This window comes from Stenotrophomonas sp. PS02297, assembly GCF_029959705.1.
GTDB lineage: Bacteria > Pseudomonadota > Gammaproteobacteria > Xanthomonadales > Xanthomonadaceae > Stenotrophomonas > Stenotrophomonas nitritireducens.
Genome location: NZ_JASCOS010000053.1, coordinates 1 through 23532 on the forward strand (window position 1 = coordinate 1; position 23532 = coordinate 23532).

At 66.5% G+C, this 23532-nt stretch carries 19 protein-coding genes and 1 pseudogene; 14 read left to right on the plus strand and 6 right to left on the minus strand.

Annotated features, from left to right (window positions below):
• Window positions 1–623 (plus strand): annotated as a pseudogene (locus tag QMX80_RS11320) (penicillin-binding protein 1C); the annotation flags it as partial.
• A gap of 438 nt (window positions 624–1061) precedes the next feature.
• Here the strand turns inward: QMX80_RS11320 and QMX80_RS11325 are convergent.
• Entirely contained in the window at window positions 1062–1643 is a 582-nt protein-coding gene (locus QMX80_RS11325; RefSeq protein ID WP_273085201.1) for a ferritin-like domain-containing protein, read from the minus strand.
• Between the two features lie 33 nt (window positions 1644–1676).
• Window positions 1677–2159, minus strand: coding sequence for a peroxiredoxin (locus tag QMX80_RS11330; RefSeq protein WP_055764239.1), 483 nt, complete (start codon window positions 2157–2159; stop codon window positions 1677–1679).
• Between the two features lie 152 nt (window positions 2160–2311).
• Here QMX80_RS11330 and QMX80_RS11335 point away from each other — a divergent pair, with 152 nt between their 5' ends.
• Together QMX80_RS11335 and QMX80_RS11340 are read left to right on the plus strand one after the other, a co-directional pair.
• Window positions 2312–3208, plus strand: a complete 897-nt coding sequence (locus QMX80_RS11335; protein WP_282277142.1) for a trypsin-like serine protease — start codon at window positions 2312–2314, stop codon at window positions 3206–3208.
• Between the two features lie 57 nt (window positions 3209–3265).
• Complete coding sequence (locus tag QMX80_RS11340) at window positions 3266–4168, plus strand: DnaJ C-terminal domain-containing protein (RefSeq protein WP_282277143.1); 903 nt, start codon at window positions 3266–3268, stop codon at window positions 4166–4168.
• 524 nt (window positions 4169–4692) lie between these two features.
• On the opposite strand, the gene pilH is transcribed toward QMX80_RS11340, so the two are convergent.
• Window positions 4693–5079, minus strand: a complete 387-nt coding sequence (pilH, locus tag QMX80_RS11345; protein ID WP_282277158.1) for a twitching motility response regulator PilH — start codon at window positions 5077–5079, stop codon at window positions 4693–4695.
• 86 nt (window positions 5080–5165) lie between these two features.
• On the minus strand, window positions 5166–6161 hold the full coding sequence (locus QMX80_RS11350; RefSeq protein WP_282277144.1) for a YhdH/YhfP family quinone oxidoreductase: 996 nt from the start codon (window positions 6159–6161) through the stop codon (window positions 5166–5168).
• Between the two features lie 135 nt (window positions 6162–6296).
• Here QMX80_RS11350 and hflK point away from each other — a divergent pair, with 135 nt between their 5' ends.
• The 9 genes from hflK (at window position 6297) to QMX80_RS11395 (ending at window position 19128) form a co-directional block, all read left to right on the plus strand.
• Window positions 6297–7406, plus strand: coding sequence for an FtsH protease activity modulator HflK (gene hflK, locus QMX80_RS11355; protein WP_282277146.1), 1110 nt, complete (start codon window positions 6297–6299; stop codon window positions 7404–7406).
• The gene (locus QMX80_RS11360; protein ID WP_055764254.1) at window positions 7403–8266 is read left to right on the plus strand and encodes a protease modulator HflC; all 864 of its coding nucleotides are present in this window, start codon (window positions 7403–7405) and stop codon (window positions 8264–8266) included. Before hflK ends, QMX80_RS11360 begins: the two co-directional genes overlap by 4 nt.
• A gap of 229 nt (window positions 8267–8495) precedes the next feature.
• Entirely contained in the window at window positions 8496–8681 is a 186-nt protein-coding gene (locus QMX80_RS11365; protein ID WP_282277147.1) for a DUF2065 family protein, read from the plus strand.
• Between the two features lie 232 nt (window positions 8682–8913).
• Complete coding sequence (locus QMX80_RS11370) at window positions 8914–10206, plus strand: adenylosuccinate synthase (protein ID WP_153191660.1); 1293 nt, start codon at window positions 8914–8916, stop codon at window positions 10204–10206.
• A gap of 270 nt (window positions 10207–10476) precedes the next feature.
• Entirely contained in the window at window positions 10477–12855 is a 2379-nt protein-coding gene (locus QMX80_RS11375) for a class I SAM-dependent DNA methyltransferase (protein WP_282277151.1), read from the plus strand.
• On the plus strand, window positions 12852–14180 hold the full coding sequence (locus QMX80_RS11380; RefSeq protein WP_282277152.1) for a restriction endonuclease subunit S: 1329 nt from the start codon (window positions 12852–12854) through the stop codon (window positions 14178–14180). The genes QMX80_RS11375 and QMX80_RS11380 overlap by 4 nt, the downstream gene beginning before the upstream one ends.
• Window positions 14167–17229 carry a type I restriction endonuclease subunit R gene (locus QMX80_RS11385; protein ID WP_282277153.1) on the plus strand — a complete coding sequence of 1021 codons (3063 nt, stop codon included), beginning with the start codon at window positions 14167–14169 and terminating at the stop codon, window positions 17227–17229. Before QMX80_RS11380 ends, QMX80_RS11385 begins: the two co-directional genes overlap by 14 nt.
• 328 nt (window positions 17230–17557) lie before the next feature.
• A complete protein-coding gene (locus tag QMX80_RS11390) occupies window positions 17558–18172 on the plus strand; it encodes a hypothetical protein (RefSeq protein WP_282277154.1) in 615 nt (204 codons plus the stop codon).
• 170 nt (window positions 18173–18342) lie between these two features.
• Window positions 18343–19128, plus strand: coding sequence for a hypothetical protein (locus QMX80_RS11395; RefSeq protein WP_273085239.1), 786 nt, complete (start codon window positions 18343–18345; stop codon window positions 19126–19128).
• Window positions 19129–19133: 5 nt separating this feature from the next.
• Here QMX80_RS11395 and QMX80_RS11400 read toward each other — a convergent pair whose 3' ends face one another.
• Entirely contained in the window at window positions 19134–19541 is a 408-nt protein-coding gene (locus tag QMX80_RS11400) for a hypothetical protein (RefSeq protein ID WP_282277155.1), read from the minus strand.
• Between the two features lie 78 nt (window positions 19542–19619).
• A complete protein-coding gene (locus QMX80_RS11405; protein ID WP_273085247.1) occupies window positions 19620–19808 on the minus strand; it encodes a hypothetical protein in 189 nt (62 codons plus the stop codon).
• Between the two features lie 162 nt (window positions 19809–19970).
• Between QMX80_RS11405 and QMX80_RS11410 the strand changes: the two genes are divergently transcribed.
• Both QMX80_RS11410 and QMX80_RS11415 read left to right on the plus strand, forming a co-directional pair.
• Window positions 19971–20696 carry an AraC family transcriptional regulator gene (locus QMX80_RS11410; RefSeq protein ID WP_282277156.1) on the plus strand — a complete coding sequence of 242 codons (726 nt, stop codon included), beginning with the start codon at window positions 19971–19973 and terminating at the stop codon, window positions 20694–20696.
• Between the two features lie 89 nt (window positions 20697–20785).
• Window positions 20786–23449 (plus strand): M1 family metallopeptidase, encoded by a 2664-nt coding sequence (locus QMX80_RS11415; RefSeq protein ID WP_282277157.1) that lies wholly within the window; start codon window positions 20786–20788, stop codon window positions 23447–23449.
• The last annotated feature ends 83 nt before the right edge of the window (window positions 23450–23532 follow it).

The following is a 23532-nucleotide window of genomic DNA, read 5'->3' on the forward strand; positions in this document are numbered from 1 at the left end:
CGCCGGCGGTGCCGGCCAGCGTCGGCGAGGTGGATGTGTGCTGGCCGCTGGGCATCGCCGCGGCCGATACGCCGCCGGCGATGTGCCAGCGGCGGCTCGAGGCGCTGGTGCTGGATGGCACCGTGCCGCCGACCTTCGCCGAACGCGATGCGCGGCTGTGGCAGTCGGGCCAGGTGCGCTTCGAGGTCGATGCGCGCAGCGGCCAGCGCCTGTCGGCCGGCTGCGAGGGCCACCCGCAGCGGCAGGCGCGCGAGGTGGCGCGCTGGCCGGCGCTGGCCTCGCCATGGCTGTCGCAGGTGCAGCGGCAGGCGCAGCGCCTGCCTCCGCTGGCGCCGGATTGCCCCGACGACGGCCGCGGCAACGACGGCATGCTGCACATCGATGGGCTCACCGACCGCGCCACGCTGGCGCGCGCGCCCGGCGCCACGCACGGGCCGCGCCTGCAGTTGCGGGCGATCGGCAGCGAGGCGACAGTGCAGTGGCTGCTGGACGGGCGCTGGATCGCGCAGACCGAAGGCTCGCGTACGTTCGTGCGCGACTTCGACGAACCCGGCGAGCACAGCCTCACCGCGCTGGCCGCGGACGGCGCCTGGACGCGCATCCGCTTCCGCGTGGCGCAGTGAGCGGCATATCTCTGTAGGTGCGAGGCGCGCCTCGCACGCCTTTCGTGGCCGATGCCGGTAAGCCACATGCTGGGCGAGCCCGGCACCCACCGGACTGCTCGCCGATCCAGCCGTCGAGCACGCGCTCGATGACTGGCTGCGGGCGGATCCGCAGCCGCGTGACGCAGTGAGCGGCATATCTCTGTAGGTGCGAGGCGCGCCTCGCACGCTTTAAATGGCCGATGTCGGGAAAGCCACGTGCCGGACAAGTCCGGCACCCACGGGGCTGCTCGCCGATCCAGCCGTCGAGCATGCGCTCTATGACTGGCTGCGGGCGGATCCGCAGCCGCGTGGCGCAGTGAGCGGCATATCTCTGTAGGTGCGAGGCGCGCCTCGCACGCCGTTCGTAGCCGATGTCGGGAAAGCCACGTGCCGGGCGAGCCCGGCACCTACCGCGTATTACTCGCCGATCCACCCATCGAGCATGTCGGCGAAATCGTCGGCGTGGTCTTCTTCCTGCGCCAGGATGTGCTCCAGGATGCGCTTGGTGGTGGTGTCCTTGTCGCCGACGAAGTTGATCATCTCGCGGTAGCTGTCGATGGCGATGCGCTCGGCGATCAGGTTCTCGCGCACCATGTCGCGCAGGTTGCCGCCTTCCTTATACTCGGCATGCGAGCGCGCAGTGAGCGTATCCGGGTTGAAGTCCGGTTCGCCGCCCAGCTGCACGATGCGCTCGGCCAGCATGCCGGCGTGCGCCTGCTCCTGCTGCGCGTGCTCCAGGAACTCGGCCTTCACCGCGTCGGCGAGCATGCCCTTGGCCATGTAGTAGTGGCGGTAGTAGCGCAGCACGCACACCCACTCGGTGGCCAGCGCATCGTTGAGCAGCTTGATCACCATCTTGCGGTCGGCGCTGTAGGTCGGCGTGATCGCGCCGTCCTCGATGCTCTTGCGTGCGTTGGCGCGCAGGGTCTTGCGGTCGGTGATGACAGTGGCCGTGGCCGGGACGGTCGTGGCCTTCTTGCTGGCGGGCTGCTTGCTCATGGCTGGCGTGCTCCGTGGTGGAAAGGGGGATCGCTACTCCGGAAGATGGGCGAGCATGTACTCGGCCGAGGACACCTCGAACCTGCCGGGTTCCTCGACATGCACGCCGCGGACGGTGCCGTTGTCCACGTACAGCGCGAACCGGCGCGAACGCATGCCCATGCCCGACCCGCTGGCGTCCATCTCCAGCCCCAGCGCACGGGTGAAGTCGCCGTTGCCGTCGGACAGCATCATCAGCCCGTCCGGCACCGACTGCGACTTGGCCCAGGCCTGCATCACGAACGGGTCGTTCACCGCCATGCAGAACACCTCGATGCCGCGGCTGCGGAACTGCTCGAAATGCTCGACATAGCCGGGCAGGTGGCGCGCCGAACAGGTCGGGGTGAACGCGCCCGGCACCGCGAACAGCACCACCTTGCGGCCATCGAACAGCGCCTGCGTGTCGATGGTTTCCAGGCCTTCGCGGATGCGCTTGAGGGTCACTTCCGGGATGCGGTCGCCGACGTGGATGGTCATGGGGTTCTCCTGCTATGGGTTGAAGTCTATGGACCGGGGGTTGAGGGTTGCGTCAACGGCTTGAAAAGAAAGTCTTCACGCCGCATTTCCCCGCCTGGGAACGATACCGGCATTGTCGCCGCTAAAATGGCGCTCCGACGCTTCCCTGCGCCATGTCCGCCCACACCAAGGCATCGCACGTGACCCGACTCCTGCTGCTCCTGTTGCTTGTCGCGGTGTCATCGGCCGCCGGCGCCGTCGTGATCCGGCACGATGTCGATGACGCGAAGTACCGGATCCCCGCTTCCGCTTTTCCCGCCCTGGTCGACATGCCTGGTGAGGGGCACGGCGTCCTGATCGCACCGCAGTGGGTCGTCACTGCGGCCCATGCGATCCCGGCGCACGCGCCGCTCGATCAGGTGAGCATCGGCGGCATCGCCCGCAAGGTGGAACGCGTGGTCACGCATGCGGGCTACAGGACGCTGCCGCAGGCGCTGATCGACCAGGCCATGGCCAGCGGCGAGGCCATGTTGATCGTGGTGTTCCTTGCCGGGTCCGACGACATCGCGCTGGTCAGGCTGACCCGGCCGGTGACGGATGTGGCTCCCGTCGCCCTCTACCGCGACAGCGACGAGGCGGGCCAGGTCGTCCAGATCGTGGGGAAGGGCGCCACCGGCACGGGCGCCACCGGGCACGATCCCGCCGGCCCGAACCGGACGGAGTTGCGCCGCGCGTTCAACAGGGTCACCAGCGCTTACGACCGCTGGTTCTGCTACGTGTTCGACGAGCCGCCCGCAGCGCTGCCGCTGGAGGGCGTCATCGGCAACGGCGACAGTGGCGGTCCGGCGCTCATCCAGGCCGATGGGCAGTGGCGCCTGGCCGGGCTGGCCTCGTGGAAGGTGGTCCAGGGCAATGTGTTGACCGCCCGTCCCGGGCGTTACGGCCAGACTGTCTGCAATGTCCGCCTGGGCCATTACCGGGAGTGGATCGAGAGCGTGATGGCCGGGCAGGCGCAGGCACAGGCTTACAATTCGTTCGACGGGCCGATGCCGCTTCTCGGCGGGGCCTGATTCTGGCAATGGCCGTCGCCACGCGGCGGCGGACCGACTTTCTGTAAAGGTGTCTGGATGGAATTCAAGGATTACTACGCGACATTGGGCGTGGAGCCCACGGCCGGCGATGCCGAGATCAAGACCGCCTACCGGCGGCTGGCGCGCAAGTACCACCCGGACGTGAGCAAGGAAGCCGGCGCCGAGGAGAAGTTCAAGGCCGTCAACGAGGCCTACGAGGCGCTGCGCGATCCGGCCAAGCGCCAGGCCTACGACCAGCTGCGCGCGCGCGGTTACCGGCCCGGCGAGGAGTTTCAGGCGCCGCCGGATTTTGGCGGCGGCCAGGGCTTCGACTTCGAGGAAGTGTTCGGTGGCGGTGGCGCCGGCGGCGGCTTCAGCGATTTCTTCGAGAGCCTGTTCGCGCGCCAGCGCGGCGGTGGCGGCCGTGCGCGTGGCGGTTTCGACGGCTTCGGCGGCAGCGCCGGCCCGCAGCCGATGCGCGATACCCGCGCCAAGCTGTCGGTGCCGCTGGAGGCGGCCTACGGCGGCGACACGCTGCGCATCAACGTCGATGGCCGCCAGCTCGATGTGCGCGTGCCCAAGGGCATCCGCCCGGGGCAGGTGATCCGCCTGGCCGGGCAGGGTAGCGGCGGCGGCAACCTGATGCTGGAAGTGGAATACGCCGCGCACCCGCAGTTCGAGGTGGACGGCCGCAACATCCTCTACACCCTGCAGGTCACGCCCTGGCAGGCGGCGCTGGGCACCAGCATCAGCGTGCCGACCCTGGGCGGCGCGGTGGAACTGAAGGTGCCGGCCGATTCGGACAGCGGCCGCAAACTGCGCCTGCGCGGCCGCGGCCTGCCGGGCAAGCCGGACGGTGACCAGATCGTCGAACTGGAAGTGATCGCGCCGGTGGCGACCAACGAGGCCCAGCAGAAGGCCTACCGCGCGTTGGCCAAGGCGTTCGGCGAGAAGGTGTAAAGCCGCAGGGCTGATCGCGGTGGGCCTTTGCCGGCGAAGCCCCAGCGGGGCGTTGCCCCGCTCTACAAAGGGCTGGATCGCAGCGGTTCTGTAGCGCCGGGCAACGCCCGGCGGGGCCTTGCCGGGAAAGCTTCAGCGGGGCGATGCCCCGCTCTACAACGGGCTGGATCGCAGTGGTTCTGTAGCGCTGGGCAGCGCCCGGCGGGGCCTTGTCGCGAAAGCCCCAGCGGGGCGTTGCCCCGCTCTACAAAGGGCTGGATCGCCGCGGTTCTGTAGCGCCGGGCAGCGCCCGGCGGGGCCTTGCCGGGAAAGCTCCAGCGGGGCGTTGCCCCGCTCTACAAAGGGCTGGATCGCAGTGGTTCTGTAGCGCCGGGCAGCGCCCGGCGGGGCCTTGCCGTGAAAGCTTCAGCGGGGCGTTGCCCCGCTCTACAAAGGGCTGGATCGCAGTGGTTCTGTAGCGCCGGGCAACGCCCGGCGGGGCCTTGCCGCGAAAGCTTCAGCGGGGCGATGCCCGTTTCGCGAGGTCATGCCTGGGGAGCGTCGCCACCGCCTTCGAACACCCGCGCGATCACCTCGGACAGCTCGTCCTCGGAGAACGGCTTGGTGATGTAGGCCTTGGCGCCCTGGCGCATGCCCCACAGGCGGTCGGTGTCCTGGTCCTTGGTGGTCACCAGCACCACCGGGATGTGCGCGGTGCTGGCCTCGCGCTTGAGCGTGCGCGTGGCCTGGAAGCCGTTGAGATTGGGCATCACCACGTCCATCAGCACCAGGTCGGGCAGGACCGACTTGGCGGCCTCCACGCCGGCGGCGCCGTCGGTGGCGGTGAAGGTTTCATGCCCCAGTTTTTCGACGATGCGCTGGATGCCGAGCAGCTGCGACGGCGAATCGTCCACGATCAGGATGCGCGCCACGTTCTTCCCCAAGATGATGTCGCCGGCATAGTGTCGGCCCGCCCGCGGCGCGAAGCAACCTGTATGCGCGCGCTGCGCGGCCGCATTCAGTCGATTCTCACGACCGTGCGCCCGAACGAACCGCCGGCCAGCATGGTGGCGAAGACCTCGGGCAGGCCGTCCAGGCCCACTTCGCGCGTGCAGATGGTGTCCAGGTGGCGCGGCTTCCAGTCCTCGCCCAGGTGCTGCCAGACCTGTTCGCGGATGTCGCGCGCGGTGCCGGCCGAGGCCACGCCCAGCAGCGAGACGCCGCGGATGATGAAGGGCATCACCGTCATGTCCAGCTGCGCGCTGGCGGCCAGGCCGGCCGAGGCGACGTTGCCGTAGGGCGCGGTCTGCGCCAGCAGGCTGGTGAGCATGGCGCCGCCGACATTGTCCAGGCCGCCACCGAAGCGCGCCGATTCCATCGGCCGGGTGGTGGCCAGCGCGTCGCGGCCCAGCACTTCGCTGGCGCCGAGCCTGGTCAGGTAGTCCTTCGCCTCGGCCTTGCCGCTGATGGCGTGCACCTCGAAGCCGGCGCGGCTGAAGATGTCCACCGCCAGCGAGCCGACCCCGCCGGTGGCGCCGGTCACCGCCAGCGGGCCATGGTCCGGCGTCTGCCGGTTGTCCTTCATGCGCAGCAGCGCCAGCGCCGCGGTGAAGCCGGCCGTGCCCAGCACCATGGCCTCGCGCAGCGACAGCCCCGCCGGCAGCGGGATCGCCCACTTCGATTCCAGCCGCACGTACTGGCTGTAGCCGCCGTCGCGGGTCTCGCTCAGGCCGCAGCCGGTGGCCAGCACCGCGTCGCCCTCGCGGAACGCAGGATCCGTGGAGGCGACCACCTCGCCGGCCACGTCGATGCCGCCCACCAGCGGGAAGCGGCGCAGGATCTTGCCCTGGCCGGTGCCGGCCAGTGCGTCCTTGTAGTTGACCGAGGACCAGCGGGCGCGCACCACCACCTCGCCGGGGCTCAGCTGGTCCAGCGCAATCTGCTCCAGCCCGCCGCGGTAGCCGGCGTCGTCGTTGTGGATGCGGAAGGCGGTGAAGGGAGCGTGGGCGGACATGGCGCGGCCTGCAGCGGAACGGGGGAATAACCAAGATAGCGGTTGCGAAACGTCAGGTCTGCCCCATCTTGTAGAATCGAAACCCGATTGAGACGGCTGGCGGCCCCGCGCCCGGCCCTGACAGATGGAGCATGCATGGCCTGGAACACACCTGGCGGCAACGATAGTGGCGGCCCCGCCGACAACCGGCGCGGCTCGCGCTCGCCGCGCGGCGGCAATGGCGGCGGCGGATGGGGCGGACTGCCCGGCCCGCTGCGCGACCTGTTCGACGGCGGCATCTGGCGCTGGTTACTGCTGGCGGTGGCGCTGCTGCTGCTGCTGTCCAGCTTCCAGCTGATCGGCGAACAGCAGCGCGGCGTGGTGCTGCGCTTCGGCCAGTTCTCGCGCATCCTGCAGCCGGGCCCGAACTTCAAGCTGCCGTGGCCGATCGAATCGGTGGTCAAGGTCAACGCCACCCAGATCAAGACCTTCAGCAGCAACGTGCCGGTGCTCACCCGCGACGAGAACATCGTCAACGTGGCGCTGAACGTGCAGTACCGCGTCGACGACCCGCGCCTGTACCAGTTCGGCACCATCGACGCCGACCAGGTGCTGGAGCAGTCGGCGCAGAGCGCGGTGCGCGAGCAGGTCGGCCGCGCCGACCTCAATACCGTGCTCAACAACCGCGGCCCGCTGGCCGTGGCCGCCGAGCAGCGCCTGCAGGCCTCGCTCAAGGCCTACCGCACCGGCCTGGTGGTCACCGGCCTGACCCTGCCCGACGCGCGCCCGCCGGAGGAAGTGAAGCCGGCCTTCGACGAGGTCAACGGCGCCCAGCAGGTCAAGGAGCGCTTGATCAACGAAGCCCAGGCCTACGCCGCCAAGGTCGTGCCGGAAGCGCGCGGCCAGGCCTCGCGTGCCCGCACCACCGCCGAAGGCTACAAGCAGGCCATCGTCGCCCGCGCCGAAGGCGACGCGCGCCGCTTCACCCTGCTGCAGGCCGAGTACAAGAACGCGCCGGAAGTCACCCGCAAGCGCCTGTGGCTGGAAACCGTGCAGCAGGTGCTGGCCGAGAACCGCAAGGTCATCGGCGGCGACGGCCGCCAGCTGATCTACGTGCCGATGCCGGCCGACGCCGGCAAGACGGGCAACGCCCCGCAACTGACCCCGGAAATGGCGGTGCCGGCGCTGCCGGCCGCCACGGACAGCATTCGCAACGCGGACCGCTCGGTCTCGCGCTCGGCAAACCGTGAGGAGGCCGGCCGATGAAGAATTCCCTGTTGATTGGCCTGCTGGTCGTCCTGCTGCTGGGCCTGCTCGGCTCGGTCTACGTGGTGCGCGAAGACCAGACCGCCATGGTGCTCAACCTGGGCAAGGTGGTGCGCTCGGACATCAAGCCCGGCCTGCACTTCAAGGTGCCGCTGGTGGAGACGGTGCGCGTGTTCGACCGCCGCTTCCAGGTGTTGGACACCGCCCCGGCGCGCTACTTCACCGCCGAGCAGAAGGACGTGAGCGTCGACTTCTTCGCCATCGGCTACATCTCCGACGTACGCGCCTACTACCGCGCCACCGGCGGCGACGGCAAGGTGGCCAACGCCCGCCTGGCGCCGATCATCACCGACTCGCTGCGCAACCAGATCAACTCGCGCACGCTGCGGCAGCTGGTCTCCGGCGACCGCGAGGAACTGATCGCCGGGCAGCTGAAGGGCATCAACGAGGCGGTGCAGACCCTGGGCATGCAGATCATCGACCTGCGCATCAAGCAGATCGACCTGCCCACCGACAGCCAGGTGATCACCGACGTCTACGAGCGCATGCGCGCCCAGCGCAAGCAGGAAGCGGCCAAGCTGCGCGCCGAAGGCGAGGAGCAGTCGCTGACCATCCGCGCCCAGGCCGACCGCGAGAGCACCGTGCTGGTGGCCGAGGCCGAGCGCGACGCCCAGCAGCTGCGCGGCGAGGGCGATGCCCAGGCCGCCGCCATCTACGGCAAGGCCGGCTCGGCCGACCCGGCGTTCTACGCCTTCTACCGCAGCCTGGAGGCCTACCGCGGCTCCATGGCCGATGGCAACGGCGTGATCGTGCTGGACAAGAACGACCCGTTCCTCCAGTACCTCAAGAACGACCGCTGAGCCTTTAGAGCCCCTCTCCCTTCGGGAGAGGGGTTGGGGTGAGGGCAGGGGCGCAGCCCCCAAATTGTCTCCCTCTGGCGCTCCAGCTTCCGCAGCCTCATCCGCCCTCCTGGCACCTCGCTCCGCGCCCCGGCCCGGCGCAGCGCACCGGGCGTTCAAACGTGTGCGAGCCGGTGGCTCGCAAGCGACACGTCTTCACCCCGCCGTGAGAAGGAAATAGCAGCGCCCCATGCAAGACCTCCTCTCCGCTCTCTGCCTCGTCGCCGTCCTCGAAGGCCTGTTCCTGTTCGCCGCCCCGCTGGCGTGGAAGCGCATGGCCGCGCGCCTGCTGGAACTGCCGGCCGCCGCCCTGCGCCAGTCCGGCGCGCTGATGCTGGCCATCGGCCTGGCCGTGTTGTGGTGGCTGCGCCACTGAACCGCTGCCGGCCAGCCGCCCCGGCCCGAACCCGCGGGGGTGGTAGCCGTCAGGCAAAACCCGGATAATCCAGAAAAGCCGGCCGGGGCACTCCCGTTCGGCTTTTTCCGTGTATGGCCCTGACGTTTGCCGGCCGCCCCCCGATGGGGCCGCCACACAGGCAGACCCGCCGGCCCCGCACGGTCCCGTCCGCGGCCCCGATGGCCGCAGCCAACTCAGGAGTTCACCCGTCATGGGTCAATCAGTTGTTGTTCTCGGCGCCCAGTGGGGCGATGAAGGCAAGGGCAAGATCGTCGATCTGCTGACCGAGGAAATCGGTGCCGTCGTGCGTTTCCAGGGCGGCCACAACGCCGGCCACACCTTGGTCATCAACGGCAAGAAGACCGTCCTGCACCTGATTCCGTCCGGCATCCTGCGCGACGACGCGCTGTGCCTGATCGGCAATGGCGTGGTGATTTCCCCGGCCGCGCTGCGCAAGGAAATCGAAGAGCTGGAAACGGCCGGTGTGGAAGTGCGCTCGCGCCTGAAGATCTCCCCGGCCGCGCCGCTGATCATGCCGTACCACATCGCCCTGGACCAGGCGCGCGAGAAGGCCGCCGGCGGCAAGGCCATCGGCACCACCGGCCGCGGCATCGGCCCGGCGTATGAAGACAAGGTGGCGCGCCGCGGCATCCGCATCGCCGACCTGCACTATCCGGAACAGCTGGCCGAAAAGCTGCGCGCCGCGCTGGACTACCACAACTTCGTGCTGACGAAGTACCTGGGCGTGGAGCCGGTTGATTTCGACACCGTCTACGCCGAAGCGCTGGCGTTCGGTGAGTATGTGGAACCGATGAAGTCCGACGTAGCCGGCATCTGCCACGACCTGCGCAAGCAGGGCAAGCGCGTGCTGTTCGAAGGCGCGCAGGGCGCGCTGCTGGACATCGACCACGGCACCTACCCGTACGTCACCAGCTCCAACACCACCGTGGGCGGCGCACTGGCCGGCGCCGGCGTGGGCGCCGACGCCATCGACTACGTGCTGGGCATCGCCAAGGCCTATGCCACCCGCGTCGGCGGCGGCCCGTTCCCGACCGAACTGGACGACGAGATCGGCCAGGGCATCCGCGACCGCGGCGCCGAATACGGCGCCTCCACCGGCCGCCCGCGCCGCTGCGGCTGGATGGACATCGTCGCGCTCAAGCGCGCCGTGGCCATCAACGGCATCTCCGGCCTGTGCATCACCAAGCTCGACGTGCTCGACGGCATGGAAAAGCTCAAGGTGTGCATCGCCTACGAATACCGCGGCAAGCGCACCGAATACGCCCCGCTGGACGCGCAGGGCTGGGAAGAGTGCACCCCGGTGTACCTGGAATTCCCGGGCTGGAGCGAGAACACCCACGGCATCACCAATTGGGACGACCTGCCGCCGGCCGCACGCGCCTACCTGCGCTCGCTGGAAGAACTGGCCGGCTGCCCGATCAGCATCGTCTCCACCGGCCCGGACCGTGATCACACGATGGTGTTGCAGGATCCGTGGGGTTGAGGCAATTCGCCACCGCTTTTTTGCATCTTTCGTATGCAGAAAGCGGAGCAAACCAAGAGGCCCCGCGTGAGTGGGGCCTCTTTATTGATGCTTGTGCTTGCATTTCGGCCGTTGATGCTGCGGCGTGGCGGCATATTTGTACCTTAGCCCATGCCATGATGCTGTAACACGTGTGCATTTTTTCCCTGGTGGCAGGAGTTTACTGTCGCAGGCTGATCTTGCTTCGCGTTGGTATAGGGCTGTTACAAGTGGGGTTGGGGCTAGAGATACATGCAGAAGAAACAGGACCAAAGCCAGATCAAGTGGATTTCCGACTTCATCTGGAACATCGCTGACGACCGCCTGCGCGACGTTTACGTGCGCGGCAAGTACCGTGACGTGATCCTGCCCTTCACCGTGCTGCGACGGCTCGATGCCGTACTTGAAGCCAGGAAGGACGCGGTGCTCGAGCGTAAGAGGTTTCTCGACACCCACAAGGTGGCCGAGCAGGACGGCGCGCTGCGCATGGCGGCAGACCAAGCCTTCTACAACGTCTCGGAGTTCACGCTGGCCAAGCTCAAGGCCAGTGCGGCAGGCCAGCGCCTGCGCGATGACTTCATTGCGTACCTGGACGGCTTCTCACCCAACGTGCAGGAGATCCTCACCAAGTTCAACTTCCGCAACCAGATCCAGAAGCTGGTGGATTCCCACGTCCTTGGCTACCTGATCGACGACTTCCTCGACCCAGAGGTCAATCTCGCGCCGCTGCCCGTGAAGGATGCCGACGGCCGCATCAAGCTGCCCGCGCTGGACAACCACGGCATGGGCACGGTGTTCGAGGAGCTGATCCGCCGCTTCAACGAAGACAACAACGAAGAGGCAGGCGAACACTTCACCCCGCGCGATGTGGTGCAGCTTATGGCCAAGTTGCTGTTCCTGCCGGTGGCCGACCGGATCGAGTCCAGCACCTATTCGCTCTACGACGGCTCCTGCGGTACCGGCGGCATGCTCACCGTGGCCGAGGAAGCCTTGCACGAACTGGCAGAGGAACACGGCAAGGAAGTGTCGATCCACCTGTTCGGGCAGGAGATCAGCGACGAAACCTACGCCATCTGCAAGGCCGACCTGCTCTTGAAGGGCGAAGGTGCAGAGGCCGAGAACATCGTCGGCGGCGCGGACAAGTCCACCCTGTCCGCCGACCAGTTCCGCAGCCGCGAATTCGATTTCATGATCTCCAACCCGCCCTACGGCAAGAGTTGGAAGACCGATCTGGAACGCATGGGCGGCAAGAAGGAATTCAACGACCCGCGCTTCATCGTTAGCCACGCGGGCAACGCCGAGTTCACGCTCCTCACGCGTTCCAGCGACGGGCAGCTCATGTTCCAAGTGAACAAGCTGCAAAAAATGAAGCACAGCACGCCGCTGGGCAGCCGCATCGCGCTGGTGCATAACGGCTCGGCGCTGTTTACCGGCGACGCAGGCCAGGGCGAGAGCAACATCCGCCGTTGGGTGCTGGAGAACGACTGGCTCGAAGCCATCATCGCCCTACCGCTCAACATCTTCTACAACACCGGTATCGCCACCTACATCTGGGTGCTGGCCAACAAGAAGGCCGAGGCGCGGCGTGGCAAAGTGCAGTTGATCGACGCATCTCAGTGGTGCCAGCCGCTGCGCCGCAACCTGGGCAAGAAGAACTGCGAACTCTCGGATGGAGACGTCCAGCGAATCCTCGACCTCTACCTGGGCGAGGCGCAGGAAACCGCCGAGTCGAAATGGTTCGACACCCAGGACTTCGGCTACTGGAAGATCACCGTCGACCGTCCGCTGCGCTTGAAAAGCCAGCTCTCTGACGAATGCATCGAGCCCCTGCGTTTTGCTTCCGGCGATGAGGCACTACGCGCCGAAATCTATGCCACCCACGGCGAGGCGCTCTACAGCGAGTTTGCCAAGCGCAAGCCGGCCATCGAGGCGTGGCTGAAGGGCGAGGACGAGAACGAAGACGACGAAAGCGAAGACGGCGACAGCGGCGATGACGGCGAAGCCCCCGCCGCCCGTAAGGCCGTATCCGCCAAGCGCCGCAAGAAGCTGCTCGACGTATCGACGTGGCAGCGCGACAAGGGACTGATGGAGGTGGCGCGACGGGCGCAGACGGCACTGGGCAGCGTCGTTTTCGACGACCACAATGAGTTCCGATCCCGCTTCGATGCTGCGCTCAAGGCGCAGGGTGACAAGCTCGGCGCGCCGGAAAAGAAGGCCATCTACAAGGCGGTGAGCTGGCGCGACGAAGCCGCGCCGCCGGTCATCGCCAAGCGCAGCAAGCTCAAGGCGGGCGAGCATTTCGAGCTCGGCTTCGACGGCGCGTACCTGGAAACCGTCGGCAAGGATCGCTTCATGGTCGAGTACGAACCCGACAGCGAGCTGCGCGATACCGAGCAGGTACCGCTGAAGGAACCGGGCGGCATCGACGCATTCTTCGCTCGCGAAGTGCTGCCGCACGCGCCGGATGCCTGGATCGCAACGGACAAGACTCAGATCGGCTACGAGATTTCGTTTGCCCGCTATTTCTACAAGCCCGCTCCGCTGCGCACACTGGCCGAAATCCGCGCTGACATCCTTGCGCTGGAGCAGCAGAGCGAAGGCTTGCTGCACAAGATCGTGGGGGGCGCATGATGACGGTGGCGAGCGCGTACACGAACTACCGGCAGCCGAAGATGCGCTGGTTGCCCGCTGTGCCGGAGCACTGGAACGAGCAACGCGCCAAGACCTTCTTCCGCGAGGTGGATGAGCGCTCGAAGACCGGACAGGAGGAACTGCTGTCGGTGTCTCACCTCACCGGCGTTACCCCGCGCAGCCAGAAGAAGGTCACGATGTTCAAGGCTGCGAGCTACGTTGGCTCCAAGCTGTGCCGCCCCGGCGACATCGTCATCAACACGCTGTGGGCATGGATGGCAGCGCTTGGTGCGAGCAGGCACGTGGGCATCGTCAGTCCCGCCTATGGCGTGTACCGCCCCCGCCGCGCCAACAGCTTCAACCCGGCCTATCTCGACTATCTGTTGCGCACCCGCGTCTACGTGGCTGAATACATCGGGCGCTCTACCGGCATTCGATCCTCCCGCCTGCGCCTGTACCCGAACCAGTTCCTCGACATCGCACTGATCCAGCCACCGCGCCCCGAACAAGACCGGATCGTTGCCTACCTGCGCGCGCAGGACGCGCACATCGCCCGCTTCATCAAGGCCAAGCGCGAGTTGATCGCGCTGATGGCCGAGCAACGTGGCATTCTTGCAGAGCGAGCTATTTCATCTTCGGAAACTCAACACCTTCGGCTTGACCGGGTCATCTCGCTTTTGGCGACTCCCATCACCAGAGAGCCGGAAGTGATCTACACGCCGATTGGCATGTTCAATCGTGGTCGCGGCATTTTCCACAAGCCGCTCACCGAAGGGAAACACCTTGGGGATTCGACTTTCTTCCGCATCGAGAAAGGCGACCTGATATTCAGCGGCCAGTTCGCCTGGGAAGGTGCGGTTGCCGTTGCCAGCACCGAAGATGATGAATGCATTGCATCCCATCGCTACCCGATTGCCAAATGCAAACGTGATGCCGTCACGCCGGAATATCTCTACACGTTCTTCTTGAGCAAGACTGGCGGCCTGATTCTCAACCATCATTCGCGCGGCGCGGCAGGGCGAAATCGCCCGCTGAATCCGCGCTCGCTGTTGAAAGAGAAGGTTCCGGTTCCGCCGCTGCATCTGCAGCGCGAAGTTTCCGACTTCTACTACGAAGAACTATCGGTGCGCCGAGAGATAGAAAAGGAAATTGCCCTGATCCGCGAATACCGCGACCGCCTGATTGCCGATGTAGTCACCGGTCAAGTGGACGTGCGCGGCTGGCAGCCCGGCCCGGAGGACGTAGTGGACGACGCGGCGCTGGCCGCGCTCGGCGATGAAAATGAAGATGTGACCGAAAAGGAGGATGGCGATGGCGAAGACTGACACCAGCGAGCGCTGGTTTGAGGCGCGCGTGGTACGCGGTTTGACCGGTATGCCGCAGCTCGAGTACAGCCATGCGCTGGCTCCCACGGACTTCGCCGCCACCCACAACGGCTACGTACAGGGCAAGCCCATCGACTACAACCGCGACGTGGCGCTGGATGTGGCGCAGTTGCTGGCCTTCTTGCAGGCCACCCAGCCCAAGGCGGTGGAAACGTTGGAACTGGCGGTGGACGGCATCAAGTGCACACAGTTCCTGCACAGGCTGCAGGGCGAGATCACCAAGCGCGGCGTTGTGGACGTGCTGCGCAAGGGGGTGAGCCACGGGCCAGTACACGTCGATCTCTACAAGCTGCTGCCCACTCCGGGCAACGCTGCCGCTTCAGACGCCTTCGGCAAGAACATCTTCAGCGTCACCCGGCAGGTGCGCTACAGCAACGATTCCGGCAATGAGCTGGACTTGGTCATCTTCATAAACGGTCTGCCGGTGCTGACCCTCGAATTGAAGAACTCGCTGACCAAGCAAACCCTGGCTGACGCCATCGTCCAGTACCAAATCACCCGCAGCCCACTGGAGCTGCTGTTCCAGTTGGGGCGTTGCGTGGCGCACATTGCAGTCGATGACGCGGAGGCCGCGTTCTGCACCGAGCTGAAGGGTAAGGCCTCGTGGTTCCTGCCATTCAACCAGGGCTGGAACAGCGGCGCAGGCAACCCGCCGAAGCCGGATGGTCTGAAGACCGATTACCTGTGGAAGCAGGTGCTGACCCGCGAATCGCTGGCCAACATCATCGAGAGTTACGCGCAGGTGGTGGAGGAGGAAGAAGCAGATGCCAGCGGCAAGAAACGCAAGAAAAGCAAGCAGATCTTCCCGCGCTTCCATCAGTTGCGCACGGTGCGTGCGCTGCTGCGCCGTGCCCATACCGATGGGGTCGGCAAGCGCTATCTGATCCAGCATTCGGCAGGAAGCGGCAAGAGCAACACGATTGCCTGGCTGGCGCACCAATTGGTGGAGCTGCGCCGTGCGGACGACCCGATGACGGCGCAGTTCGACTCCATCATCGTCATCACCGACCGGCGCGTGCTGGACACACAGATTGCTCGCACCATCAAGGGTTACGACCACGTGGCGGCGATCTTCGGCCACTCCGACAACGCGCAGGAGCTGCGTGAGTACCTGCGCCGGGGCAAGAAGATCATCGTCACCACGGTGCAGAAATTCCCGTTCATCCTCGATGAGCTGGGCGACCTATCCGGCAAGAGCTTCGCGCTCTTGATCGACGAGGCGCATTCTAGCCAAGGCGGCAAAACCACGGCACGGATGCACGAAGCCCTTGGTGGCAAGGTTGCCGAAGAGGAGTTCGAAGAGGACAGCACGCAGGATGCGGTGAACGCGGAAATCGAGAAGCGCATCGCATCGCGCAAGCTGCTGGCCAACGCCAGCTATTTTGCGTTCACTGCCACACCCAAGAACAAAACGCTGGAGTTGTTCGGCGAGAAGACCCTGGTCGGCGACAAGGTGCAGTTCCGGTCGCCCGAAGAACTGACCTACACCACCAAGCAGGCCATCCAGGAGAAGTTCATCCTCGACGTGGTGGAGAACTACACCACCTACGACAGCTTCTACCAAGTGGCTAAGACGGTGGCGGACGACCCGGAATTCGACAAGGTGAAGGCGCTGAAGAAGATTCGCCACTACGTCGAGTCGCACGACAAGGCCATCCGCCGAAAGGCCGAGATCATGGTCGATCACTTCATCACACAGGTCGCGGGCAGACAGAAGATCGGCGGCAAGGCGCGGGCCATGATCGTGTGCAGCGGCATCGCGCGGGCCATCGACTATTGGCGCGAGGTGTCGGACTACCTCACGCAGATCAAGAGCCCGTACAAGGCCATCGTGGCGTACTCGGGTGACTTCGAGAATGGCGGCCAGAAGAAGACCGAGGCCGATCTCAACGGGTTCCCGAGCAAGAACATTCCGGCCAATCTTAAGCAAGACCCGTATCGCTTCCTGATCGTCGCCAACAAGTTCGTCACCGGCTTCGATGAGCCCTTGCTGCACACGATGTACGTGGACAAGCCGCTGGCGGGCGTGCTCGCGGTGCAGACCTTGTCACGCCTGAATCGTGCGCATCCGCAGAAGCACGACACCTTCGTGCTCGACTTCGCCGACAACGCCGAGGCGGTGAAGGCGGCGTTCCAGGATTACTACCGCGCGACCATCCAGACTGGCGAAACCGACGCCAACAAACTGCACGACCTGAAGGCCGAGCTCGATGGGCAGCAGGTGTACAGCTGGCAGCAGGTGGAAGACTTGGTGGCGCTGTACTTGAACGGCGCAGACCGGGACAAGCTCGACCCCATTCTCGATGCGTGCGTGGCCGAATACACCGACAAGCTCGGCGAGGACGATCAGGTCAAGTTCAAGGGCAAAGCCAAGGCCTTCGTGCGCAGCTACGGCTTTCTTGCCGCGATCCTGAGCTATGGCCATCCGGCGTGGGAGAAGCTGTCGATCTTCCTGAGCTTCCTCATCCCCAAGCTGCCCGCGCCCAAGGAGGAAGACCTCTCCAAGGGGGTGCTGGAGACCATCGACATGGACAGCTATCGAGTGGAGGCCAAAGCGGCGTTGAAGATGGCGATGGCCGATGCCGACGCCACGGTCGACCCAGTGCCGCCGGGCGGCGGTGGTGGCAAGGGCGAGGCAGACATCGACAAACTCTCCGCGATCATCAAGACCTTCAACGACCTATTCGGCAATATCGAGTGGAAGGACGAGGACAAGATCCGCAAGGTCATCGCCGAGGAAATTCCGGCGCGGGTGGCGCAGGACAAGGCCTACCAGAACGCGCAGGCGAACTCCGACAAGCAAAACGCGAAGCTGGAGCACGACAAGGCCCTCAACCGGGTGGTGTTGGAGCTGCTGTCCGACCACACCGAACTGTTCAAGCAGTTCAGCGACAACCCCAACTTCAAGCGCTGGTTAACGGATATGGTGTTCGACAGCACCTATCTCAAAGACGCGAAGTTGATCGGTGGATTTACGATGCATGGTTGACGCTAGTTGTTTGGACATCGTGTTCGACCAAAAGGGTGAATGGGTTTACCTGTGTGCACCTTCTTGACGAACCGATCTACGAGTAGCATCCTCGCCTCACGGAGCCTAGAAACTCCACGTGTAGCGGTACCCACCTCCGACAAATCGGTGGGTTTTTTGTGCCTGCATGTTTCGCAGGTGCAAGCCGACGCGATGCCTGCGTCGGGAGGGCGGTGAATAAAACACCCGCAAGGGGAATAAGCCCGCCGGCTACACGCGGTTTCTAGCCTCCCGACTTCCCGTCCGCCGTTCGCGGCGGGCGGCCACTTCATGGAAGGAGGCGGCAACGATGGCGATGCACACGTTGGACGATGACAAGCCGGGCTATTACCTGCCCGAGGACAGCCAGCAGCGGCTGTTGCGGCTGAGTGACCACATCAAGTTCCTGCTGCGGTTGATGCAGCCACTGGCCGATGCGGCGGGCGAGCCGGCGCGCGAGGTGCGCATGGGCGAGGTGGCGTTCTGCCTGGAATTGCTGGGCGACCAAGTAGATCTGGTGCTGGACGAGGTGTCGTGGCCGGCACGGCTAGGGACGCAAGCGGGCGCGCCCGCGCGTGAGGAGGCGGGCGAGGCGCAGGGCTATGCCTTCGGCGTCACGCTGGCGCAGATAGACACGCTGGATGGGCTGGTGCGCACGCTCGCCGCGCATGGCGATGTGCTGGCGGGTAGCGATGCGGCCGGGTTTGCGGATGGCACGTTGCCATCGATTGGCCGCGCGGTGTTCGATGCAGCGGTGGCCGTGCGCGGGGTGCTGGACGCGGTGGAAACGCAGCGGCTTGGGGCGGGCGCGGATGCGTGCTTGCGGGTGGAAGAGGCGCGGGCGGTGTATGCGTTGCCGGCGCGGTTGTCCACGGATCGGGTGCAGGTAGAGGCGGAATCGCCGTATGGCGACTACCTGCACTGAAGGTAGAAGCGACGCCCGGCGCAGGGCGGTGGACCTGCGGGTGGCGGGGCTATCGGCACGCCCGTAACCGCATGTGCGCGGACGGCCCATGTCACATAGCGGCCACCACCCACGTCGCTTCCCACAGGCAAGGCAAATCGGCGATGCTGCCGCAGCGAAAGGGGAAAGCGATGACGCACGGGGAGCAGGAGGACAACCGGGATGCGCAGGGCAGTGCGCTGCCCGACGAGCCGATCAACTGGTCGCCGATTCCCGATGTGGGCGCGGGCGACGAATCGTGGGTGCTCAACCTGTGGCGGCGTGGTTGCCGCGAGCCGGCGCTGATGTTCTCCGCCGCCTATGTGCTGGTGGCGTTCCTGGGGTTGTGGTCGAGCGCGTGGTTCTACCATGGGTTCGGCATCAGCATCGCCGATTACCTGCAGGCCAGCGATTACCTGGTGGCGGGCCTGCGCGACCCGGCGTATGCGCTGATCTTCGCCATCGGCGTGCTGCTGGCGGCGCTGGTGAGCTGGCCGGAGGCGCTGCGCCGCCGGTATCCGGAGTATGTCGCCGACCTGCGCCGCCGCCGCTGGTGGGCGCGTATGGCGTTCCCGCAGGCGCGGATCATGACCTGGGATGGCATCGGCATCCATCCCATCACCGGCGTCAGCATGGTGGTGGCGAGTTTCATGCTGCTGGGCTCGGCGGTCTACGTGCAGACCAAGGGCGAACTGGTACGCGAGAAGGGCCGCGGCACGCCGGTGCGCGTGCACATGCTGGGCGATGCCGCGCCGCTGCCCGGCGAGGCGCGGCTGCTGGGCACCAGCAGCGCCTTCGTCTACCTGTGGTGGCCGGCGCAGCAACGCGCCGAGGCGGTGCCGATTACGTCGGTAAGGCAGGTGCAGGGCCTGCGGAAATCCGCCCGGAACGCCAAGGCGCCGCAACCGGCGCCCTCGGCTTCACCCACTGCGCGCTAGATGGCTCAGGGCTGGTCCAGCGGAATGCCGTTGAGCCGGCGTTCGAGGATTTCCAGGATGGTCGGCACGCTTACGCCGAAGGAGGCGGCATGGCCCGCGTCGAAGGCCTGCCGCCATTCGTCGTAGCCCTTGCGGTAGTCGGCGGCCGGTGCCTGCGGCCCGATGTACACCATGCCGCTGCGTTCGAAGGTCTGTTCGATGACCGGTGCATGCGCCAGCCGCGTCATCACCCCACCGGGCAGGCCGGGGTGGCGCACGCGCAGGCCGTCCAGGGTGACGTGGAAGATGCGCCCGCCCAGCGGGTGGGTTTCCACCAGGTTGATCAGCAGCGTGGGCTGCTCGCCGGGCTCGCGGCCGTTGCAGCGCCACAGCTGGCCGGGGGCGTAGTCGGTGGGTACGGGCGGCTGGCTCATGATCATGGTCCGGGGAGTGGACCGCCGATGATGCCTGCCTGCGGCCGGCCTGACGTTGCCCAATCCGGCCGGATGCGCTCAGTGTTTGGTGTCGTGCTTGCGCCCGCTGCCGGACTTCTTGCCGCCGCCGTCCTGCTTGTTGACCGTGGCCCAGGCGATGCGCTCGGCGGTCCTGGTGCTGGCGCCGCGTGCCTTCTCGCTCTTTTCGATGTGCTCGGCCTGGCGCTTCTGCTTGTCGGTGTAGCTGGATTTGTCGCCCTGGGTCATGGCGGCGCTCCGGTGGGTTGTGGGGCCTGCAGGTATAGGCCGGACGGTGCGTGGAGAAGGTGAAGCAGCCGTTGGCGACGTGTTAGGCCGGCCCTTCTGCCCGGCACTGGAGGAGGGGTTGGCTAGAATGCGGCGATTGCACCGCTGCCGGACCCTTGCTTGATGCGCATAGACCCCGCCGAGATCGAAGCCCTGTTCGACGCCATTCCCAGCGTGCTGTTCTTCGCCAAGGACGTGGATGGCCGCTACACCCACGTCAACATGACGATGATGCAGCGGCTGGGCGTGCGCTCGCGCGGCGAGGTGATTGGCCGGCGCGCCGACGAGCTGTACCCGGCTGGCATGAGCGAGGCCTATGTCGCCCAGGACGCGCGCGTGCTGGCCGGCGAGGTGATCGAGAACGTGATGGAGCTGCAGCTGTTCGCCAACCGGCAGCCGGGCTGGTGCCTGACCTGCAAGCGGCCCATCGTCGAGAACGGCCGGGTGGTGGGGTTGATCGGCATTTCCCGCGACCTGGGCCAGCGCGGCGGGCTGGAATCGCAGTACGAGCCGCTGCGGCTGGCGCTGGAGTACCTCAACACGCACTACGCCGAAAACGTGCGCATGCAGACCCTGCTGGACATCACCGGGTTCTCGCTGTCCAAGCTGGAGCGCAGTTTCCGCAAGGTGTTCCAGATGACGCCGCAGCAGGTACTCACGCGCCTGCGCATCCAGATCGCCCTGCACCTGCTGCACGGGCAGGACAGCGTGGCCAGCATCGGCCAGGCCTGCGGCTTCACCGACCAGAGCGCGTTCACCCGCAAGTTCAAGGCCGAGGTGGGCATGGCGCCGCGCCAGTACCGGGCGATGATCGCGGCGCGGCAGGAAGGCCGGATGCCGGAAAGCTGAACGAACCATGACTTCCGGCGCTGTCGGGCTGGCTCCCCGAGGATGACGATGGGCGACTCGGCATTCCATCGACAACAGGGAGAGCAGGCATGCGCCGCATTCTGGCAACCGCGATCACGCTGGCCTTGGCCGGCACCGGCATTCCGGCATTCGCGCAAGGGGAGGCGCCCGCCGCGCCGGCAGCACTACCGCAGGCGGTGACGACGCAGTTGCCGCGTACCGCGCGGCCCAGCCATTACCGTGTCGAGGTCACGCCGCACGCTGAGAAGATGGCGTTCGACGGCAGGATCAGCATCGATCTGGACGTGCTGGAGCAGACCTCGAGCATCGTGCTGCAGGCCGCGGACCTGCATTTCGCCAACAGCACGCTGGTTGCCGCCGGCGGCAAGCCGATGCCGGCCAGGGTGAGCGTGGATGCCGGGAACCAGACCGCGAGCTTCAGCTTCGACAAACCGCTCTCGCCTGGGCGCTACACGCTGGCTACCGACTACAGTGGCGTCATCAACACCCAGGCCAACGGCCTGTTCGCGCTGGATTACCCGACCGAGGCCGGCAGTCGCCGCGCGCTGTTCACCCAGTTTGAGAATTCCGATGCGCGGCGCTTCATTCCCTCGTGGGACGAGCCGGGCTTCAAGGCGACGTTCGATGTGGCCATCAACGTGCCCGAGGCGGACATGGCGGTCAGCAACATGCCGGTGGCCAGCAGCAGGGCGCTGGGCAACGGGCTGAAGCAGGTGGTGTTCCAGACCACGCCGAAGATGTCTACCTACCTGCTGTTCGTGGCCGCCGGCGATTTCGAGCGCGCCGCGATGAAGGACGACAACGGCACCGAGATCGGTGTGATCACGCAGAAGGGCAAGGTGGAGCAGGCGCACTTCGCGATGGAAGGCAGCCGTGATGTGCTGCGCGAGTACAACGATTACTTCGGCGTGCCGTACCCGCTGCCCAAGCTGGACAACGTGGCCGCGCCGGGCAGCAGCCAGTTCTTCAGCGCGATGGAGAACTGGGGCGCGATCTTCACCTTCGAGCACACCCTGCTGCTCGACCCGGCGGTGTCCGGGGTGTCGGACAAGCAGCGCGTGTTTTCGGTGGCCGCGCACGAGATCGCGCACCAGTGGTTCGGCAACCTGGTGACGATGGCGTGGTGGGACGACCTGTGGTTGAACGAAGGTTTCGCTAGCTGGATGGAAGAACGCACCACGCGCAAGCTGCACCCGGAATGGGACGTCAATGATGTCGGCGCGGCGATGACCAGCCGCGGCGCGATGGGGCGTGATGCCTATGCCACCACCCACCCGATCGTGCAGCACGTGGCGACGGTGGAGCAGGCCAGCCAGGCGTTCGACGGCATCACCTACGGCAAGGGCGCGGCGGTGATTGCCATGTTCGAGGACTACGTGGGCGCCGATGCCTGGCGCGAGGGCGTGCGCAGCTACGTGCGCGCGCATGCCTACGGCAACGCGGTCACCGACGACCTGTGGCGGGAGATGGACGAGGCCGCGCCGGGCAAGCGTTTCGTCGATGTCGCGCACGATTTCACCCTGCAGCCGGGCGTGCCGCTGATCCGCGTCGCCAGCCAGTGCGTGGACGGCAAGACCCGGGTGACGCTGACGCAGGGCGAGTACACCCTCGACCGCAAGGACAAGGTGCCGCTGCGCTGGCGCGTGCCGGTGACCGTGCGCGGCGCCGACGGCACCGTCGCGCGCACGCTGGTGGACGGCAACGGCGCGCTGGAACTGCCCGGCTGCGCCGGGCCGGTGCTGGTCAATGCCGGGCAGAAGGGCTACTACCGCACGCTGTACGCGCCGGAGCAGTTCAAGGCGCTGGGCCAGGGCTTCGCGCGCCTGCCGGTGGTGGACCAGCTGGGCATGATGATGGATGCCAGCGCGCTGGCGGCGGTGGGCCTGCAGCCGGAATCGGACGTGTTGGACCTGACCGCGCAGGTGCCGGCCGATGCGCCGTCGGACCTGTGGGAAATGGTGTCCGGCACGCTGGGCGGCATCGACGCCCTGTTCAAGGGCGATGCGCCGCGCCAGGCGGCATTCCGCAGGTACGCGCGTTCGCGGTTGTCGCCGGTACTGCAGTCGCTGGGCTGGGATGCGCGCGAGGACGAATCGGCGCAGACCCGGCAGCTGCGCAGCGGCCTGATCCGCATGCTCAGCACGATGGGCGACGAGCAGGTGATCGCCGAGGCGCGTCGCCGCTTCGACGCCTTCCTGGCCAACCCGGAATCGCTGCCGGCCGACCTGCGCCGCACCGTGCTGGGCGTGGTGGCGCGCAATGCCGATGCCGCCACCTGGGACAGGCTGCGCGCCTTGGCGAAGAAGGAAACCTCGTCCATGGTGCGCGACCAGTACTACGGGCTGCTGGCCCAGGCGAAGGACAAGGCGCTGGCGCAGCGTGCGCTGGACATGGCACTGACCGACGAGCCGGGCGCGACCAACGCCGCCGAGATGATCGGCCTGGTGGCGCATGAGCATGCGGACATGGCGTTCGACTTCGCCGTGGCCCATCGCGAGAAGGTGGACACGCTGGTCGACAGCACCTCGCGCGCGCGCTACTACCCGGGGCTGGCCAGGAGTTCGGACAACCCGCAGATGGTGGACAAGATCCGCGCGTTCGCCGACAAGCACATCGCCCCGACCTCGCGTCGTGATGCGGAAACCGCGATCACCGGCATCCAGACCAAGCTGAAACTGCGCGCCCAGCGCAAGCCGCAGATCGATGCCTGGTTGAGGAAGAACGGCTACTGAGGTTCGTGGTGGGCTGAGGCGCGCCGCAACCCGCGCGCCGCAGCCCGCGGATTTGGCGCGCGGGTGCTGCCCGCGGCCCCCCG